The organism is Aquimarina sp. Aq78, assembly GCF_900299525.1.
Taxonomy (GTDB): Bacteria; Bacteroidota; Bacteroidia; order Flavobacteriales; family Flavobacteriaceae; genus Aquimarina.
In genome coordinates this window covers 410,316-429,285 of the sequence record NZ_OMKA01000026.1, presented here as the reverse complement: position 1 = coordinate 429,285, position 18,970 = coordinate 410,316, and the positions used below count along the sequence as shown (strand labels likewise).

The 18,970-nt window shown below is 32.9% G+C and carries 16 protein-coding genes; 11 read left to right on the top strand and 5 right to left on the bottom strand.

The features are described from left to right. Positions 1-63 precede the first annotated feature (63 nt). Positions 64-1,512 (top strand): S41 family peptidase, encoded by a 1,449-nt coding sequence (locus DG435_RS18115; RefSeq protein WP_106791027.1) that lies wholly within the window; start codon positions 64-66, stop codon positions 1,510-1,512. Between the two features lie 129 nt (positions 1,513-1,641). Continuing rightward, complete coding sequence (locus DG435_RS18110; protein WP_106791028.1) at positions 1,642-2,244, top strand: lipoprotein signal peptidase; 603 nt, start codon at positions 1,642-1,644, stop codon at positions 2,242-2,244. A 19-nt stretch (positions 2,245-2,263) separates the two neighbouring features. Here the strand turns inward: DG435_RS18110 and DG435_RS18105 are convergent, their stop codons facing one another. The 5 genes from DG435_RS18105 to DG435_RS18085 all read right to left on the bottom strand — a co-directional run bounded on the left by DG435_RS18105 (position 2,264) and on the right by DG435_RS18085 (position 5,620). Further along, complete coding sequence (locus DG435_RS18105; RefSeq protein ID WP_106791029.1) at positions 2,264-2,665, bottom strand: two-component system response regulator; 402 nt, start codon at positions 2,663-2,665, stop codon at positions 2,264-2,266. A gap of 65 nt (positions 2,666-2,730) precedes the next feature. Next, a complete protein-coding gene (locus tag DG435_RS18100; RefSeq protein WP_106791030.1) occupies positions 2,731-3,300 on the bottom strand; it encodes a 5-formyltetrahydrofolate cyclo-ligase in 570 nt (189 codons plus the stop codon). Beyond that, positions 3,293-4,273 carry a succinylglutamate desuccinylase/aspartoacylase family protein gene (locus DG435_RS18095; RefSeq protein ID WP_106791082.1) on the bottom strand — a complete coding sequence of 327 codons (981 nt, stop codon included), beginning with the start codon at positions 4,271-4,273 and terminating at the stop codon, positions 3,293-3,295. The genes DG435_RS18100 and DG435_RS18095 overlap by 8 nt, the downstream gene beginning before the upstream one ends. Before the next feature lie 4 nt (positions 4,274-4,277). Then, positions 4,278-5,150 carry a 30S ribosomal protein S6--L-glutamate ligase gene (gene rimK, locus DG435_RS18090; RefSeq protein WP_106791031.1) on the bottom strand — a complete coding sequence of 291 codons (873 nt, stop codon included), beginning with the start codon at positions 5,148-5,150 and terminating at the stop codon, positions 4,278-4,280. Further along, positions 5,150-5,620 carry an ATP-dependent zinc protease gene (locus tag DG435_RS18085; protein WP_369872210.1) on the bottom strand — a complete coding sequence of 157 codons (471 nt, stop codon included), beginning with the start codon at positions 5,618-5,620 and terminating at the stop codon, positions 5,150-5,152. The genes rimK and DG435_RS18085 overlap by 1 nt, the downstream gene beginning before the upstream one ends. A 125-nt stretch (positions 5,621-5,745) precedes the next feature. On the opposite strand from DG435_RS18085, the gene uvrC reads away from it, so the two are divergent. The 9 genes from uvrC to pgi all read left to right on the top strand — a co-directional run bounded on the left by uvrC (position 5,746) and on the right by pgi (position 18,874). Next, complete coding sequence (uvrC, locus tag DG435_RS18080) at positions 5,746-7,545, top strand: excinuclease ABC subunit UvrC (RefSeq protein WP_106791033.1); 1,800 nt, start codon at positions 5,746-5,748, stop codon at positions 7,543-7,545. 2 nt (positions 7,546-7,547) lie between these two features. Further along, complete coding sequence (locus DG435_RS18075; protein ID WP_369872209.1) at positions 7,548-9,830, top strand: patatin-like phospholipase family protein; 2,283 nt, start codon at positions 7,548-7,550, stop codon at positions 9,828-9,830. Between the two features lie 179 nt (positions 9,831-10,009). After that, positions 10,010-11,167 (top strand): homogentisate 1,2-dioxygenase, encoded by a 1,158-nt coding sequence (locus DG435_RS18070; RefSeq protein WP_024768364.1) that lies wholly within the window; start codon positions 10,010-10,012, stop codon positions 11,165-11,167. 190 nt (positions 11,168-11,357) lie between these two features. Continuing rightward, complete coding sequence (gene hppD / locus DG435_RS18065; RefSeq protein WP_106791035.1) at positions 11,358-12,497, top strand: 4-hydroxyphenylpyruvate dioxygenase; 1,140 nt, start codon at positions 11,358-11,360, stop codon at positions 12,495-12,497. Between the two features lie 205 nt (positions 12,498-12,702). Further along, on the top strand, positions 12,703-13,695 hold the full coding sequence (locus tag DG435_RS18060; RefSeq protein ID WP_106791036.1) for a fumarylacetoacetate hydrolase family protein: 993 nt from the start codon (positions 12,703-12,705) through the stop codon (positions 13,693-13,695). 506 nt (positions 13,696-14,201) lie between these two features. Then, positions 14,202-14,981, top strand: a complete 780-nt coding sequence (locus DG435_RS18055) for a DUF3108 domain-containing protein (RefSeq protein ID WP_106791037.1) — start codon at positions 14,202-14,204, stop codon at positions 14,979-14,981. Then, positions 14,981-15,946, top strand: coding sequence for a tryptophan 2,3-dioxygenase family protein (locus DG435_RS18050; protein WP_024768368.1), 966 nt, complete (start codon positions 14,981-14,983; stop codon positions 15,944-15,946). The genes DG435_RS18055 and DG435_RS18050 overlap by 1 nt, the downstream gene beginning before the upstream one ends. A 12-nt stretch (positions 15,947-15,958) precedes the next feature. Next, positions 15,959-17,221, top strand: coding sequence for a peptidoglycan DD-metalloendopeptidase family protein (locus tag DG435_RS18045; RefSeq protein WP_106791038.1), 1,263 nt, complete (start codon positions 15,959-15,961; stop codon positions 17,219-17,221). A gap of 3 nt (positions 17,222-17,224) precedes the next feature. Next, positions 17,225-18,874, top strand: a complete 1,650-nt coding sequence (gene pgi, locus DG435_RS18040; protein WP_106791039.1) for a glucose-6-phosphate isomerase — start codon at positions 17,225-17,227, stop codon at positions 18,872-18,874. The last annotated feature ends 96 nt before the right edge of the window (positions 18,875-18,970 follow it).

Genomic DNA, 18,970 nt, shown 5'->3' with positions numbered 1-18,970 from the left:
AACAATTGCCTTAGAAAAATAAGGTAATTGTTTTCTATTACACAACAGCAAATATCCAATGTAATGAAACCAGCATTTCTTTTATTCTTTTTCACCTCATTTTTTACTTTTTCACAAAATTGTTCTTGCGAAGATAATTTCAACTGGTTAAAGAAAACATTTGAAGAAAACGATGCTGGTTTTATTTATACATTAGAGCAAAAAGGAGAAGATCTTTATGCAAGCCATAATAAAAAATTTAGAGCTAAAATAAAACCTATTAAAACTATTAAGGAATGCTCTTCTATACTAAATGATTGGCTTCGGTTTTTTAGATCAGGGCATATAGGAGTACGGATTAACAATCAACAAAACAAAGTTCAAAATGGATCTTCTGATGCTGAAACTTTGGATCAATTTAAGGATTGGGAAAAATATGATATAGGAGAAAAAGAATTTGAACACTATATTTCTAAATTAAAAAACATTACTTATGAAGGAGTATGGGAATCAAAACCGTATAAAATTGGTGTCATAAAAACCAAAAACGAATATATTGGATTTGTCCTTGAAGCTGATGGTGTTTACTGGAAAAAAAATCAAATCAAATTTAGGATCAGAGTTTCTGAAAATGATCAGAAAGAAGCTGTTTATTACATGAAAGATCATTCTCCCAGAATATTTAAAGATGTGAAGTTGGTTGGAAAAAACTACCTACAAATGGGCTTTATCGCTTTAAAAAGGTTAAAACCGTATTTTGAAGTTGATAAAACAATAGAAGAACATTTCGCGTTAATCAAAGCTCGAAACCCTATGATTAAAGAGTTAAATGACAATACCATTCTTCTTAGAATTCCATCATTTTCATATTCTAACAAAAAATATATAGACAGCCTGATTATGGTTAATCACAATCAATTGATTCGTAAAAAAAACCTCATCATTGATGTAAGAAATAATGGTGGAGGAAGTGATGCTAGCTATAAAAAAATCATTCCTTATTTGTATACTAACCCTATACGCACAGTGGGTGTTAAACTACTATCGACACCACTTAATAATAATCGAATGAAGAAATTCATGAAGGACCCTAACTGGTCTGCTGAAGAAAAGAAATGGGCAAAAGAAGGGTTGGAAAAATTGAATAAACATATTGGTGAATTTGTAAATCTTGATGACACCATAATAGATGTCAAAAAAATAGATACTATTCACCCTTACCCAAAAAATGTTGCTATTGTAATTAATAAAAATAATGGTAGTACAACAGAACAGTTTTTATTAGCAGCAAAGCAAAGTAAAAAAGTAAAACTCTATGGCACTACTACAACAGGTGTTTTAGATATTTCAAACATGAATTTTGTTGATTCTCCCTGTAAAGATCTACAATTGGGATATAGTTTATCTAAAAGTATGAGAATACCAGAAATGACAATTGATAATAAAGGTATTCAACCTGATTATTATATCGATAAGAGCATTCCTGATTATCAATGGATCAAATATGTTGAAAAAATACTAAAAGAAGATTAGTTATAAATTTTATCTTAATGCTGAACAAAAGTCCATAAATCATGTAGCTAAAACAATAAGTATCTATAAAACAAAATAAAACACTATTTTTGTCCGTCGCTTTTAACAGCCAAGCAAATTAATACTTATATGTCTTTAAAGAAATCTATTTTAGTTATAATTTTAGTGTTACTTATTGATCAGATCACCAAAATTTATATTAAAACTCATTTTACTCTTCATGATAGTGTAGAAGTATTCGATTGGTTTCGCATCATATTCGTAGAAAACAAAGGGATGGCCTGGGGGTTTGAACTTCCGGGTAATTATGGGAAATTAGTTCTTACTCTATTTAGAGTAGTTGCCATCACAGGAATCGGGTATTGGTTGTATGATTCTGTTCGCAAAAACAGCCCTACTATTCTTACCTTTTGTATTGCATTAATTTTTGCTGGTGCTTTTGGGAATATTATTGATTCTATATTTTATGGTATCTTTTTTAGTGAAAGTACACCGGTAGAAATAGCTACTTTCTTACCAGAAGCGGGTGGTTACGAAAGTGTTTTTTATGGTAAGGTAGTCGATATGATTCAGTTTACCTTCTATGATGATATTCTGCCAGATTGGATTCCGTTTATGGGAGGCAAACATTTTTCATTCTTTGACCCTGTATTTAATATTGCCGATTCTGCGATAAGTATTGGTGTATTCTTATTGATTGTTTTTAACAAGAAAGCATTTCCTAAAAAATAAAATAAGTATTAAATTCTGACTAGATCAATATTCTCTCGAAGTCATCTAGCTTAATGGGTTTGGTAAGATAATCCGACACTATATCAATAGATTTGGCACGTTCTATATCTCTGGAGTCTATCGAAGAACTCACTACATAAAGGTCAATTTTTTTTCTAATTTGATTTTTGATTTTAGAGAATTCATTCAAAAATTCCCAACCATCCATAACTGGCATATTAAGATCTAAAAAGATAATCTGGGGCACCTCTTCGTTTTCTTCTTTCAGTAAAGACTGTAGAAAAAAATCTAAAGCTTCTTTACCATTGTTAAAAACTAAAACAGATTCTGATAGTTTTTTTAATTCAATGATCTTGCTTAGTAGATTAATATAAATATGGTCATCATCAATGATGCAAACACTTTCTATATTTTGGGGCATTTTTTAGAGGGTACAAGTTAAAGTATCGAATATACAAAAGTATTCTTTATTTCAGAAAATCCTATTTACTTCTTAATAGAGTATACCTCTGTTGGGGTAACACAAAAATCAAGTGGTATATCTGCTGTAGTTACATTTTCTATTTCTTCTTCAGCAGAAAAAAAGGAAAGGCCAATTTTTAAAGTATTGGGATTACATTTTGCCAAAAACTTATCATAAAACCCTTTTCCATAACCTACTCTATTCCCATTTTGATCAAATGCTAATAACGGCACAAAAACTACTTCTATTTTATCTTCGGGGATTGGAATCCCATCAATTGGCTCTGGAATTCCCCAAGAATTTACCTTTAATGCAGTGGTATCTGTAAGTAGAAAATGCTGCAATGTATTGTCTTTAAAATTACTTTTTGATACAATGACATTTTTATCCTTTCCAAGGAGAATATTCAACAAAAATTCTGTGTTGATCTCTTTCTTTTCATTAATAGATAAAAAAATATGATAATACGATTTTTCCCAAACGGGTAATTCGAGCAATCGATTTGCGATATCGATGCTTAAATTCTCAACTTCTTCATTACTTAAATGGGACCTAAGGGTTTTATATTTAGCTCGTAGTTCTTTTTTATTCATTGGCTAATTCTTTAGTTATACGAAAAATGGCATCTCCTTTATATACAATTGAAGATTCATTTACATTTATCACATACCCTTCATTATTCGCTTTAACCACATGCCTCATCTTACCATAAGGGTCTGTAATTGTTGCCATAATCTCTCCTTTTTCTATATGTTTACCGATGGGTATTTTAATATGCAATAAACCACTATATTTTGCGCGCATCCATACACTTTTTATAACAATTTGAGTATCAGATTCTTGAACTAGAGATTCAAATTCGGTATTCAGCATTCCCAGATGATCTAATATCCGCATGGTTCCCTGTACTCCCTCTCTGGCTATTTCTTTACTACTGTTTTGGGATTTCCCTCCTTCAAACAATAATATATCTTTTCCTTTTTTGGCACAGGTAGCTCGATATGATCCTTCCAGGTTCTTAGAAAAAAGAGTAAACGGAGCATTAAAAATTTTTGCCAAAGCTATCAATCTTTCATTTTTAGGGTCCACTCTGATATGTGGAGCATTAAATCTACTGGCTCCTCCGGTATGAAAATCTAAACAAAAATCTGCCGCCGGTAAAATCTCATTTATAAACTGATAAGCAAAACGACTGGCAAGAGATCCATTTTTGGTTCCTGGAAATACCCTATTTAAATCTCGACCATCAGGAAAAAAACGATCCATACTTAAAAAACCAAATACGTTAAGCACAGGAATACATATGATACTACCTTTTGCAGGCTTATTGATTTTTCTTGCAATGATTTGCCTCACAACTTCTACCCCATTGATCTCATCTCCATGAATTCCTGCAGTAATAAGCACCGTAGGCCCTGGTTTTTTTGATCTCTCTATGATTATAGGTATTTCTACCTTAGTAGAAGTATATAACTTGGCTATATTAAAATTTATAGTTGTACTGGTGCCAGGCAGTACTTCTTTACCAAGAATATTAAGTATATTTTTTCCTGTTACTTTGGTCATTGTGTTATAAACTTCTTTCAATATAGCGAATAATGGTTTTTGCGATATCTTTTCCTGTTGCGCTTTCTATACCTTCTAATCCTGGAGAAGAATTAACTTCGAGAATAAGAGGGCCTCTATCACTTTGTAGTATGTCTACACCTGCTACACCCATTTTTAAAGCTTTGGCCGCTTTTATGGCAGCTTGTTCTTCTTCTTCACTAAGAGTAATCACCGATGCGCTACCACCTCTGTGTAAATTAGATCGAAACTCACCTTCTTTACCTTGTCTTTTCATAGCTCCCACAACTTGTTCATCAACAACAAGAATTCTAATATCTGCCCCTTTGGCTTCTTTTATAAATTCTTGTACAATTACACGAGCCTGTAATCCATTAAAAGCTTCTAACACAGATTCTGCTGCAGTTTTAGTTTCGGCCAATACAACTCCTAATCCCTGAGTACCTTCTAATAATTTAATAATTAAAGGAGCTCCTCCTACATGAGATATAACCTCAGAAACATCTTTAGAATAATTGGTAAATACTGTTTTGGGAAGTCCCAATCCTGCTTTAGATAATATTTGTAAACTTCTTAGCTTATCCCTAGATTGTAGTAATGCTTGTGACTTAAGTGTGGTAAATACATTCATTAACTCAAACTGTCGTACTACTGCAGTACCGTAAAAAGTTACAGAAGCCCCAATTCTAGGGATCACAGCATCTACATGATCTAATTTCTTACCTCGATAATAAATCTCAGGCTTTTGTTTTTCAATAATAATATCGCAATTAAGAGGATCTATCACCTGTACATTATGCTTTCGTTTTACTGCTGCCTGTACCAGGACATTAGTAGAATACAAATTTGCACTACGCGACAAGATTTTGATATTCATTACCGTTTTCTATTATAAGACTGATTTTCTAATTGGGGGTCAACCAAAAATTTACCACTTAAAAATTTACGGCCAATTAATACTGGAAAACGCATATCATCACGAGGAGATAATGTAAGAGTTATAGGATACGTTTTATCAAATACAATAATTTGTGTTCTAATGACGTATCGCACTTCTACTTTTCCATTATTACTTTTTACTGCGGTAATGTCATAATTTTTAAATGTAAATCTTTTACCATTATGTTCTGAATGCGCTATATCAAGAAGATTGCATTGCAATGTTTGATCCACCTCTCTTATATCAATACAGTGAATAGATGAAGTATATACTCCTGTATCGATTTTGGTATCGATATCTTTCAATTCTAAAAGAGGAAAATCCACTTTATCAGTTCTGCCAATTATTTTCTTTTCTTTCTCCAAAAGATATGATTGATATTGCGCTACTAATGTAATAAAAATCAATAAGCATTGTATTACATCCCTACTATTTAATAGAAAACCGTAACACTAAACAGTAATTAACAAAAATTTAAACTCCTAATATTCGTATTACAATTGAGCTAAACTCTTAACTTTACCATTCGAATATGCAAGAAGCTACTTTAGACATACAAATTAAAATATTACCTACCAGTCCTGGAGTATATCAATATTATGATAAAGATGATACAATACTCTATGTAGGAAAAGCAAAGAATCTAAAAAAAAGAGTTTCTTCTTACTTTACAAAGAATCATGATAACTATAAAACTAAGGTTCTTGTAAAGAAGATTCATACCATAAAACATATTGTTGTTGAAACAGAAACAGATGCACTGTTACTAGAAAACAATCTGATTAAAAAATATTTACCTAGGTTTAATGTCATGCTCAAAGATGATAAGACATATCCTTGGATTTGTATCAAAAAAGAGCGTTTCTCCAGAGTATTTCTTACTCGTAATCTTATCAAAGATGGCTCAGAATACTATGGCCCCTACACTTCGGTAAAAACAGTACATGTCCTTTTGGATCTTATCAAAGAACTATACCAGCTTAGAACATGCACTTATGATTTATCTCAGGAAAAAATAAATAACGGAAAATATAAAGTCTGTTTAGAATATCATTTAGGTAATTGTAAAGGACCTTGTGAAGGGTTACAAGATGAAAAAGAATATCTCGAAAACCTTGAAGCTATTCGTCAAATTGTAAAAGGAAATTTTAAAGATTCTCTTAATCGCTTTAGAGGTCAAATGATGATACATGCAGAAAAAATGGAGTTTGAAGATGCCCAGCGGATTAAGGAAAAAATACAAATACTAGAAAACTACCAGGCAAGATCAACTGTAGTTAATCCTAAAATAAGTAATGTTGATGTGTTTTCTATTATATCAGATGAATCCTATGGGTATATAAATTTTCTTCAACTATCCTATGGCGCGATAATTAGATCACATACTACAGAGGTTAAGAAAAAATTGGACGAATCTGATAAAGAACTTTTAGAACTTGCCATTATCGAACTCCGACAGCGTTTTAACTCTACATCTAAAGAAATATTTGTTCCTTTTAATGTAGAAGTAGGAGAAGATCTAAAAATCACAATCCCGCAATTAGGTGACAAAAAAAAGATTGTAGACTTATCTTTAAGAAATGCAAAATATCATAGACAAGAACGTTTTAAGCAAATCAAGATTATGGATCCTGATCGACATATAAAACGCTTGATGGCACAAATGAAAAAAGATTTGAGGTTACCCGAAGAACCAAGACATATCGAATGTTTTGACAATTCGAATATCCAGGGGACTAATCCAGTCGCTGCCTGTGTGGTATTTAAAGACGGAAAACCCAGTAAAAAAGAATATAGAAAGTTTAATATAAAGACAGTAGAAGGTGCCAATGATTTTGCTTCTATGGAAGAAGTCGTATATCGGCGGTATAAACGATTAACAGAAGAAAATCAACCTTTACCTCAACTAGTGATTGTAGATGGAGGGAAAGGACAGCTTTCTTCAGGATTAAAAGCTCTGGACACATTGGGTTTAAGAGGAAAAATAACCATTATTGGTATTGCAAAACGACTAGAAGAGATTTATTATCCAGGGGATTCTATACCCTTATATTTAGATAAAAAATCAGAATCCTTAAAAGTCATACAACATTTACGAAATGAAGCACACCGATTCGGAATTACTTTCCATAGACAAAAAAGAAGCAAAGCTGCTTTAGATACCGAATTAGATTTAATTCCCGGGATTGGAGAAAAAACCGTAATAGAATTATTAAAAAACTTTAGATCTGTAAAAAGAATAAGTGAAGCTTCTAAACACGAATTAAGTGAAGTGATAGGGGATTCGCGCGCAACCAAAGTGTATAATTATTATCTTTCTAAAAAAGAATAAGCGTGGCCAGACACAATACATTAAGATTTTTTTTATCTGGAATACTACTTTTAGTGTTCCTCATTCCAGATATAATGTGGTCGCAAGAAAAACAATCCTTAGAAGTTCACGATAATCCTGCTACAGAAGATCTAAAGATAGGATTAGTCTTAAGTGGCGGTGGTGCAAAAGGACTTGCTCATATTGGTGCTTTAAAAATAATAGAAGATGCAGGAGTACGTATCGATTATATTGGCGGTACCAGTATGGGAGCTATTGTAGGAGCTTTATATGCTTCTGGATATCGTGCAGCAGAACTCGATTCTATCTTTAGAGCTGTTGACTTTGATGCATTTATACAAGACGAACTTCCGAGAAGCGCTAAAACGTTTTATGAACGAGAAGATTCAGAAAAATATGCCATAACCCTTCCTTTTGATAAATTTAAAATCGGTTTACCCAAAGGGCTATCTAAGGGACAGAATTTTTATAACCAATTCTCAAGATTTACAGCTCATGTAAGCGAAATACGTGATTTTAATAATCTACCAATCCCTTTTTTCTGTATGGCTACTAATATTGAGACTGGAGAACAAGTACTGCTGGACAAAGGATATTTGCCCGATGCTGTTGCTGCCAGTGGTGCATTGCCCTCTGTTTTCAGCCCTGTAGAATTAAATGGAATTTTAATGACAGATGGAGGGGTGACCAATAACTATCCTGTTAAAGAAATTAAAGAAAAAGGAGCAGAAATAGTAATAGGGATTGATGTACAAGACAGCCTAATGTCTAGAGATCAACTAACCTCGGTAACAAATATCATGCTTCAAATCAACAATTTCAGAACTTACGAAGCCATGAAAAATAAAGCTTCTGAAACAGATTTATACATTAAACCTTCGATAACGGATTTTTCGGTAATCTCTTTTGACCAGGTTGATAAAATTATTGCTAATGGAGAAAAAGCTGCCTTTGCAAATTATGAAAAGCTCAAAGCAATTGCAATGCGTCAAAAATCTGGATCAAAGAAACCTGTTATTGCTAAAAGCTCAGAAAACATATTAGTCAGCAGTTTGGCCATTTCAGGAAATGAAAGATATACAAGAGCTTATATCAAAGGGAAACTAAAACTAAAAACTCCTAGTGTTACAACTTACGGAAAATTAAATGAAGGTATTAACAACTTATCAGCAACAGGAAACTTTGATCGTGTAAGTCACAAACTCATTGACACAAAAGATGGCAAGCATCTAGCACTTAATGTAAAAGAGAGTGACAACAAAATGTTACTACGTTTTGCACTTCATTATGATGACCTATATCAAACTGCAGCCCTAATTAATGTTACCAGAAAAAGCCTGTTATTTGATAATGATGTACTTTCTGCCGATGTAGCTTTAGGTGATAATATTCGTTATAATCTGGACTACTATATAGACAAAGGTTTTTATTGGAGTACCGGGCTAAAAGTTCGCTATACCAATTTTAAAAAAGCAATTGATTTTGATTTTATAGGAAGATTTGGAGAAATCCCTGATTTAGATATTAATACTATCGATGTAGATTATACCGACTATAATGCACAAATCTATGCAGAAACCTTACTACAACAAACCTTTTCTGTTGGATTAGGTGCAGAATATAAACGCCTTAGTATTATTTCTGAAACGTTTGGAGAAGATGAAAATCAAATTCCAAGAACTGTATTTGATGACAGTGATTATTGGAGTGCCTTTGGGTATATTAAACTAGATACTTATGACAACAAATATTTTCCAAAGCGTGGATTTTTATTTGAAGGTGATATCCACACCTATCTTTTTTCTTCTGATTTTACAGAAAGTTTTGATGAATTCTCAATTACCAAAGCACAACTAGGGTTTGCTACACCATTATATGAAGATCTTTCTATGAACATTAGCCTGGAAGCAGGTACCAAAATTGGAAATACTTCCTTAAGTTCTCTTGATTTTCTACTTGGAGGTTTTGGCGCTAAAACTATTAATAATTTTATTCCTTTTTATGGATATGATTTTTTCGGAATGACAGGGCAAAGCTTTGTGAAAGCTCTACTATCTGTAGATTATGAGATATTTAAAAACAACCATATTAACGCATCTGCCAATTTTGCAAATGTAGGCAATAAGTTATTTAGTACCGGGAAATGGTTTGAAGATCCAGAATTTTCTGGTTATGCTTTGGGTTATGGCCTGGATACCTTTGCTGGACCAGTACAAGTTAAATATTCTTATTCTCCAGAACTAGACGAAAGTAGTTGGTTTTTTAGTATCGGTTTTTGGTTTTAAAAAATTATACTGCGATAGAATAGAAATATTTACGATATTTGTAATATTATGAACTTGTTTTGGCAGGATTTACTATTATTACTACACTACCTTATTAAGCGCAATCCCGAATAAGGTAGATCTGCTATTTATTATTGTCTTATTAAAAAAAGTAGTTAATATTATAAATTTGCAACATCATGCCTTTTTATCATACTCTCGGGGAAATACCCCCAAAACGCCATACCATCTTTAAAAAACCCGATGGTAATTTATATTATGAGCAATTATTTGGAACAATAGGTTTTGACGGAATGTCGACCAATTCATATCATTGCCATAGACCGACGCAAGTAAAAGAAATTAAAGGAAGTTATAGTGTAGCTCCTAAAGTAGCTATTAAAAATAATATCAAATCCTATAGACTCCATGGCTTTAAAGTCAATCCAGAAAAGGATTATTTACAGAGCAGAAAAAATGTACTAATCAATAGTGATGTAAGTATTATTTTATCTGCCCCTCAGGAATCCACTACCGATTATTTTTATAAAAATACAGATGCCGATGAATTAATTTTTGTGCATCGCGGAAGCGGAAAATTTCGTAGCCACCTAGGTAATCTCGATTTTAAATATGGTGATTATATATTGATTCCCAGAGGAACTATTTATAAACTTGATTTTGATACTTCTGATAATCGCTTGTTTATTGTAGAATCAAGAAGACCAATTTATACTCCAAAAAGATACCGAAATTGGTTTGGGCAATTGCTAGAACATTCTCCATTTTGTGAACGTGATATCAGGACTCCATACGAATTAGAAACTAACGATGAAAAAGGAGACTTTTTAATCAAAGTAAAAAAGCAAGATGAAATTTTTGATATGATCTATGCTACACATCCGTTTGATGTGGTAGGATATGATGGATTTAATTTCCCTTATGCTTTTTCGATACACGACTTTGAGCCTATCACAGGTAGAATACATCAACCACCACCAGTGCACCAAACATTCGAAACTGATGCTTTTGTGATTTGTTCTTTTGTACCAAGATTATATGATTACCATCCAGACAGTATTCCTGCACCCTACAATCATAGTAACATAGATAGTGATGAAGTATTATACTATGTCGATGGTGATTTTATGAGTAGAAACGATATTGACGCAGGACATATTTCCTTACATCCCGCAGGGATACCTCATGGTCCTCATCCTGGAGCAGTAGAACGAAGTATTGGAAAAACCAAAACTGATGAATTAGCCGTTATGGTAGACACCTTTAAACCTCTTATGGTTACCGAAGAGGCTATGAAAATAGCCGACGAAGACTATCATAAATCCTGGCTTGAGTAACACACCAGGAAATGTTTTAAAATCAAAACAGCTTTAAAAAAGATAATTTGTTATGCTAAATTACAGGAAAGATATTACAGCGCATTTAAGAGCCATGTGGTAATGTTTTTAAACTACCCTATTCGAGAAAAAATCATGAATATGTTTTTCTCATTGACTCATTTATTTAACTATAAAAATTAAAAGCATTATGTCGACCAATATAACACCTCAGAATTTAGAAAAAATAGTTCCTCAGGCAGAAGATTTCTTGCCGCTGTTAGGAACAGATTATGTAGAACTCTATGTAGGTAATGCCAAACAAGCAGCCTATTATTACCAAGCAGCATGGGGGTTTCAAATTATAGCCTATGCCGGATTAGAAACAGGACGCAAGGATAGTGTTTCATATGTACTACAACAAGATAAAATAAGATTGGTTCTTACTTCTCCTCTACAACCAGATGGAGATATTAACAAACATATAAATGCCCATGGTGATGCAGTAAAAGTAGTAGCTCTTTGGGTTGATGACGCTACCAAAAGCTATCAGGAAACCGTAAAACGTGGTGCCGAATCCTATATGGAACCCACCGTTGAAGAAGATGAAAACGGTCGTGTTGTGTTTTCAGGAATCCACACTTATGGAGAAACAGTACACATTTTTGTAGAACGAAAAAATTATCACGGAATATTCTTACCTGGCTATATGGCCTGGACCAAACCCTATAAAACAGAAACTACAGGTCTTAAGTTTATTGATCATATGGTAGGTAATGTAGGATGGAATGAGATGAACAAATGGTGTGAGTTTTATGCCAAAGTTATGGGATTTGCACAATTAGTCTCTTTTGATGATAAAGATATTTCTACAGAATACACAGCCTTAATGAGTAAGGTAATGAGTAATGGTAACGGTCGTATAAAGTTTCCTATAAACGAACCTGCAGAGGGAAGAAAAAAATCTCAAATTGAAGAATATATCGATTTTTATAATGGTGCCGGAGTACAACACATAGCATTAGCTACCGATAACATTATTGAAACCGTTTCTTCACTTCAGAATCGAGGAATAGAATTTCTTACTGTTCCTGCTAGTTATTATGAAACTGTTTTGGATCGAGTTGGTGAAATCGATGAAGATCTTGCTCCACTTAAAGAATTAGGAATTCTAATTGATCGAGATGATGAAGGATACCTGCTTCAGATTTTTACCAAACCAGTCTTAGATCGTCCAACAATGTTTTTTGAAATTATACAACGTAAAGGAGCTCAGTCTTTTGGTAAAGGTAATTTTAAAGCATTGTTCGAAGCTATCGAGAGAGAACAAGAACAAAGAGGTACGCTTTAAAAACAGCATAACACTACATTTTAAGAAAATAGACTTATTATTTTCTTGCCATTTTTATATACCAATTATTTAGAACTTATCTTTTAATTGGTATATAATGTATGGTATAGTATTTCTAAAAAATCAAACAAAAGTTTCCTGTAAAAATAGTTTCCTCAAAATGAAATTATAATACAGGTTATGAAGTTCAAAGAAAAACGATACAATGAAATTAGCAACAATAAAAAATAACAGCCGAGACGGACAACTAGTGGTAGTAAGCAGGGATCTAACCAAAGCAATAAAAGTTCCTGAAATTTCTCAAACAATGCAAGAAGCCTTGGATAATTGGGAGGATATTTCTCCTAAACTAGAAAAGGTGTATGATCAGTTACAAAATAATACATTGCCAAATACTTTTGATTTTGATTCGACCGAAACCATGGCTGCAATTCCCAGGGCCTATCATTGGGCAGACGGTAGCGCCTATGTTACTCATGTAGAACTAGTAAGAAAAGCAAGGAATGCCGAATTACCAGAGACTTTCTGGACCGATCCCTTAATGTATATGGGAGCTTCTGATGCATTCATTGGGGCAAATGAAGATATTGAAATTGAAAAAGAAGAGTGGGGAATAGATTTTGAATCTGAAGTCGCTGTAATAACAGATGATGTTCCTGCTGGTGTAAGTGCAAAAAATGCTCAAAAGCATATTAAACTTGTGGCAATCATTAATGATGTTTCATTAAGAAATTTAATCCCTAATGAGCTGGCTAAACAATTTGGGTTTTATCAATCTAAACCATGGACTACATTTTCTCCTGTAGTAGTTACGCCAGATGAACTAGATGATGCCTGGAGTAATGCTAAAGTACATCTACCGTTGATCTCTACATTAAATTCTAAAGTTATAGGATCACCTAATGCAGGAATAGATATGACTTTTGATTTTGGCCAATTGATTGCTCATGCTGCTAAATCAAGGTCTTTAATGGCTGGATCTGTAATAGGATCTGGTACTGTCGCTAATCAAGGGAGTCCAGATGGATCAAGTTGTTTGGCAGAAGTTAGATGTTTAGAAATTATAAAAAACGGGAAACCATCCACTCCTTTCATGAGTTTTGACGATCGTATAGAAATCGAAATGAAAAATAAGCAAGGAGAAACAATTTTTGGAAAAATAGATCAGGTAGTAAAACAATACGAACCTATAAATTAAATAAATTGTGAATTTAACATTTTTAATCAAAGACAAGTCTGTCCAAGTTATCGAGAAGCAGATCAAATCTCCTTTTTAGGCTTAAAATGAAAAGAATTTTGGTTAAAAAAATAGCTAAAACAGATTCTTTTTTATTGATTAAAGCTACTTTTTGATTTTTGAGAAAAATGCAATTTTCACAGCAATCGATATAAACTTTTGTTAAATTTCATAATAAAAAAACGTTTTCGTTTGATAATTATTCAAAAAAAGTCCATTTTTGCATATAATAGGTGGAGTGGTTACCGCCTATATCTAAAACAATAATTATTCTCATAATTTAAGTTTTTAGTTGGTTAATAAAAGTAAAGAAGAGAGCTGTGGTGGCTCTCTTTTTTTGTTTATATTTTTAGATTAGATAACAATATTCATTTTTATCTCTTCATATTAAATAGTATTTTTGGAATGGATATTGTAATTGCATATTCAATTAGTATGTATATCAAATAATAACAATGCCCTAAACTATGAAAAAGTATATCATAATATTGCTTTTGATAACAAGTATAGTTCCTGCTTTTGCGCAAGATAACCATAAAGCATTCGATTCTGGAGAATGGTTTAAATTCAGAATTCATTATGGTCTTTTTACAGCTAGTTATGCTACACTTGAAATTAAAAAAGAGCAGTTAAATGGGAAACCAGTACATCACATAATTGGTACAGGTAAATCATCTGGTTTTTTAAGTGTCTTTTTTAAAGTAGAAGACTATTATGAAACCTATATTGACATGGACAGAGTAAAACCATATCGTTTTATTCGAAAAATAAATGAAGGAGGGCATACCAAGAATATAGAAATTAACTTCGATCATAATGAAAACAAAGCATTAGTTTTCAACAAAAAACACAATACAAAAAAATCTTACCCTATACAATCTGATGTACAGGATATGATGTCTTCTTTTTACTACTTGCGTAATAACATTAATACATCTTCTCTAAAAAAAGGAGACGAACAATATGTAAATATGTTTTTTGATAATGAAAGCTATCGTTTTAAGTTAAAATTCTTAGGAAGAGAAGTAATTAAAACCAAAATGGGTAAAATTGCATGTTTAAAATTTAGGCCCTATGTCCAAGCAGATAGAGTTTTTAAAGAAGAAGAAAGTATGACCGTATGGGTAAGTGATGATGATAATCGTATGCCTGTAAGAATAAAAGCAGATATTGTTGTAGGCTCGATAAAAGCAGATTTAGATGCATTTAAAGGACTTAAACACCCATTTAAAATTATAGTAGATTAATGAATGAATCTATAAAACCAGAGATTGCCGAAAAAATAAAGCAATTAGAAAAGAAATTTAAAAATTCTGGCCAGGATTTGGGATCATATTTAGATGGCCTGCTTCACGATCGATATTTAACCTATTGGGATTATATACATCTGGACACCCTATTAAGTTTGCAAATCCCAAGAACGCATTTTCCCGACGAAGAAATTTTTATTACTTATCATCAGATTACAGAACTCTATTTTAAACTCATTATACATGAGTTAAAACAGATTATTGATGATAAATTACAAAATGCAGCATTTTTTACCGCTAAAATTGATCGAGTAAATCGTTATTTTAGAGTTCTGATCAATTCTTTTGATGTCATGATTAGAGGAATGGACAAAGAACAGTTTCTTAAATACCGAATGTCTCTTCTGCCAGCAAGTGGTTTTCAATCTGTACAATTCAGATTGATCGAAATATATTCGACTCCCCTTGCAAATCTTGTAAGTGCTAAAGAAAGAAGTTTATTTTCTGAAAAAGATGTCCTCGAAGAAGTATTCGAACATTTATACTGGAAATCTGGTGCTACTGATAAAGAAACTGGTGAAAAAACACTTACGCTTAAGCAATTCGAATATCGATATACACCAAGAATGATGCGTATTGCTCACCAAGTACAACACAGCACTATTTTTCATAAATACCTCGAACTACCAGAAAAAGAGCAAAATAATGTGCTCCTTATCGAAGCTTTGCGTACTTTTGACATTAATGTGAATGTTAATTGGTTATTAATGCACATGGGTGCCGCCTATAGGTATCTCAATAAAGAGAAAGGTGAAGTTTTGGCTACAGGAGGAACAAACTGGAAAAGTTTCTTACCTCCAAGTTTTCAAAGGATTATGTTTTTTCCTAATCTTTGGACTAAGGAAGAAAAAGAAAACTGGGGCCAACAATGGGTTGCTCATCAATTTAATGCCGCAAAATAAAATAGTCGTCAGTTGAAGCAAATAGGTTATTTACTACTTATAGCGGTAGTATTATTTTCATGTCAGAAAGAAAAAAAAGAAGCAAAAATTATTGTTCCTGAAGTTATCGAGGAAGAAAAAGCACCCCCTGTTATAACCGAATTTGGTTATATCCTAAATGATTTTAATGTTGTCAAAGATACCATCCGTCCCGGAGATAGTTTTGGGGCCATTATGGATACTCACGGCATAAGTAGAACTAAAGTATTCGAAATCACCAATACAATTAAAGATACTTTTAATGTAGCCAGAATTCAGGCAGGAAAACCTTATATGCTTCTTAAAACAAAGGATACAACAGAAAAAGCACAGGTGTTTGTATATCAAAATAACAAAATCGATTATACCGTAATTGATTTTAGAGATAGTATCATTGCCAAAAAAAGTAAAAAACCCGTAACACTGGTTGAAAAAACTGCTTCTGGAGTCATAAATAGTAGTTTAATGCAAACATTTGATGATATGGATCTCAATTTTCTGGTTGCATATAACATGGCAGATATTTATGCCTGGACTATTGATTTTACAAGATTACAAGCAGGAGATAGATTTAAGGTAATTTATACCGAGAAATTTATTGACGATACTATTCCTGCAGGAGTTGACCAGATCAAAGCATCTTATTTTGAACATAGAAGCAAACCTATTTATGCCTTTAGGTTTATAGATGATTCAATTAACAATTCTATAGATTATTACGATGAAGAAGCTAACAATTTGCGAAGAGCATTTCTTACTGCTCCAGTAAAATTTAGTAGAATTTCTTCGAGATACAACCTTAAACGCAGAATCAAATACTATGGCAATAAAGTAAGACCACATCGAGGTACCGATTTTGCCGCCCCTATTGGCACACCAATATTAGCCACTGCAGACGGAGTCATAACCAAATCTGAGCGAAGAGGTGGAAATGGTAAATATGTAAAAATAAGACATAATGCCACTTATGACACTCAATATCTACATATGAGCAGACAAGCTGTAAAAGTAGGTGAGTTTGTAAAGCAAGGAGATGTTATAGGCTATATTGGGATGACTGGTAATACAGGAGGTCCCCATGTATGCTACAGATTCTGGAAAAACGGAAAAGAAGTAGACCCATTTAAACAAGATCTTCCGGCTTCAAAACCACTAGCCGATAGTCTTAAACAAGGCTTTTATAACCATGTCCAGCCTTTAAAGACCGAATTAGATAGCATTTCTTTTAAACCACAAAAACCCCTGGAAATTTTATAAATCATGATATTACCAACTATTAACCCAACCACCACAAAAGCCTGGGAAGCATTAAAATCTCATTACGAAACCATAAAAGAAACACATCTTAAAGATCTTTTTGAACACAATCCGGATCGTGCAGATGTCTTTTCGATTGAATGGAAGGATTTTTATGTAGACTATTCTAAAAACAGAATCGATAAGACTACAAAAAAACTGTTATTAGATCTGGCCCGAGAAGTAAAGCTCGATGAAGCGATACAACATTATTTTGATGGAAGTACTATTAATGAGACAGAGAATAGAGCCGTTCTACATACAGCCCTCAGAACATCATCAACATATCAAGTTAACGTTGATGGTAAAAATGTAATTCCTGAAGTTACAAACGTAAAAGAAAAAATAAAGTCCTTTAGCCATCAGGTTATTTCAGGAAATCTTAAAGGATATACAGGCAAAGCTTTTACCGATATTGTAAATATTGGTATTGGAGGATCTGATCTTGGTCCTGCTATGATTACCGAGTCCTTAGCTTATTACAAGAATCATCTTACTCTACATTTTATCTCTAATGTAGATGGAGATCATGTTCATCAAAACCTAAAAAAATTAGATCCGGAGACTACTTTATTTGTAGTCGTATCTAAAACCTTTTCTACTCAAGAAACTATATCAAATGCTACTACAGTAAGAAATTGGTTCACCAAAAATGCACCAAAAGAAGCTGTAGAGAAACATTTTGTAGCCGTATCAAGTAATATTCCTAATGTTACTAATTTTGGGATTGCAGAAGAAAATATTTTTCCGCTATGGGATTGGGTTGGAGGTCGTTTTTCTTTATGGAGTGCAGTAGGGCTATCTATAAGTTTATCCGTAGGTTATGAAAATTTTGAAGCCCTGCTAGCAGGTGCTCATGAGATGGATGAACATTTTAAGAATACTCCTTTTGAAGAAAATATTCCTGTAATTTTAGGAATGCTTAGCATATGGTACAATAATTTTTTTAATGCAGAAAGCGAGGCTATCATCCCTTATTCTCAATATTTACATAGATTACCGGCGTACTTACAGCAAGGTATTATGGAAAGTAATGGAAAAAGTATAGATCGCAATGGTAACCCTATTAACTACCAAACTGGTACGGTTATCTGGGGAGAACCAGGAACCAATGCCCAGCATGCATTCTTTCAATTAATTCATCAGGGGACAAAATTGATTCCAGCAGAGTTTATTGGTTTTAAACACTCTTTATTTGATGATCAAGATCATCAAAATAAATTAATGGCCAACTTTTTTGCACAAACAGAAGCCTTGATGAATGGCAAAACCCAAGACGAAGTGCTTCGGGAATTAAGTGCTAAAAACATCTCCAAAGAAAAGCTAAAAAAACTGTTGCCTTTTAAAGTATTTGCAGGTAATAAACCTACAACCACTATTTTAATCGACACCCTCACCCCTAAAAGCCTAGGTGCATTAGTATCGATGTATGAACAGCGTATTTTTGTTCAAGGTATTATATGGAATATTTTTAGCTATGACCAATGGGGTGTAGAATTAGGTAAACAACTGGCTACTACTATTTTATCTGAGATCGACACTCGTGAGATTAAAGAACATGATTCTTCAACACATACTCTTTTACAACGGTATTTAGGGCAATCTGAATACTAAATCTATTTTCAGATAACATAAAAAAATAAGTCTCAAATCAATTTGTAATCATAAATTGATTTGAGACTTATACTCTTTTTCGCACTAGTAATATGT

Excerpts from the sequence above, each read along its gene's own strand:
- DG435_RS18115 (WP_106791027.1), top strand. The coding sequence starts at position 64 with ATGAAACCAGCATTTCTTTTATTCTTTTTCACCTCATTTTTTACTTTT.
- DG435_RS18110 (WP_106791028.1), top strand. The coding sequence starts at position 1,642 with ATGTCTTTAAAGAAATCTATTTTAGTTATAATTTTAGTGTTACTTATT.
- DG435_RS18105 (WP_106791029.1), bottom strand. The coding sequence starts at position 2,665 with ATGCCCCAAAATATAGAAAGTGTTTGCATCATTGATGATGACCATATT.
- DG435_RS18100 (WP_106791030.1), bottom strand. The coding sequence starts at position 3,300 with ATGAATAAAAAAGAACTACGAGCTAAATATAAAACCCTTAGGTCCCAT.
- DG435_RS18095 (WP_106791082.1), bottom strand. The coding sequence starts at position 4,273 with ATGACCAAAGTAACAGGAAAAAATATACTTAATATTCTTGGTAAAGAA.
- rimK (WP_106791031.1), bottom strand. The coding sequence starts at position 5,150 with ATGAATATCAAAATCTTGTCGCGTAGTGCAAATTTGTATTCTACTAAT.
- uvrC (WP_106791033.1), top strand. The coding sequence starts at position 5,746 with ATGCAAGAAGCTACTTTAGACATACAAATTAAAATATTACCTACCAGT.
- DG435_RS18070 (WP_024768364.1), top strand. The coding sequence starts at position 10,010 with ATGCCTTTTTATCATACTCTCGGGGAAATACCCCCAAAACGCCATACC.
- hppD (WP_106791035.1), top strand. The coding sequence starts at position 11,358 with ATGTCGACCAATATAACACCTCAGAATTTAGAAAAAATAGTTCCTCAG.
- DG435_RS18060 (WP_106791036.1), top strand. The coding sequence starts at position 12,703 with ATGAAATTAGCAACAATAAAAAATAACAGCCGAGACGGACAACTAGTG.
- DG435_RS18055 (WP_106791037.1), top strand. The coding sequence starts at position 14,202 with ATGAAAAAGTATATCATAATATTGCTTTTGATAACAAGTATAGTTCCT.
- DG435_RS18050 (WP_024768368.1), top strand. The coding sequence starts at position 14,981 with ATGAATGAATCTATAAAACCAGAGATTGCCGAAAAAATAAAGCAATTA.
- pgi (WP_106791039.1), top strand. The coding sequence starts at position 17,225 with ATGATATTACCAACTATTAACCCAACCACCACAAAAGCCTGGGAAGCA.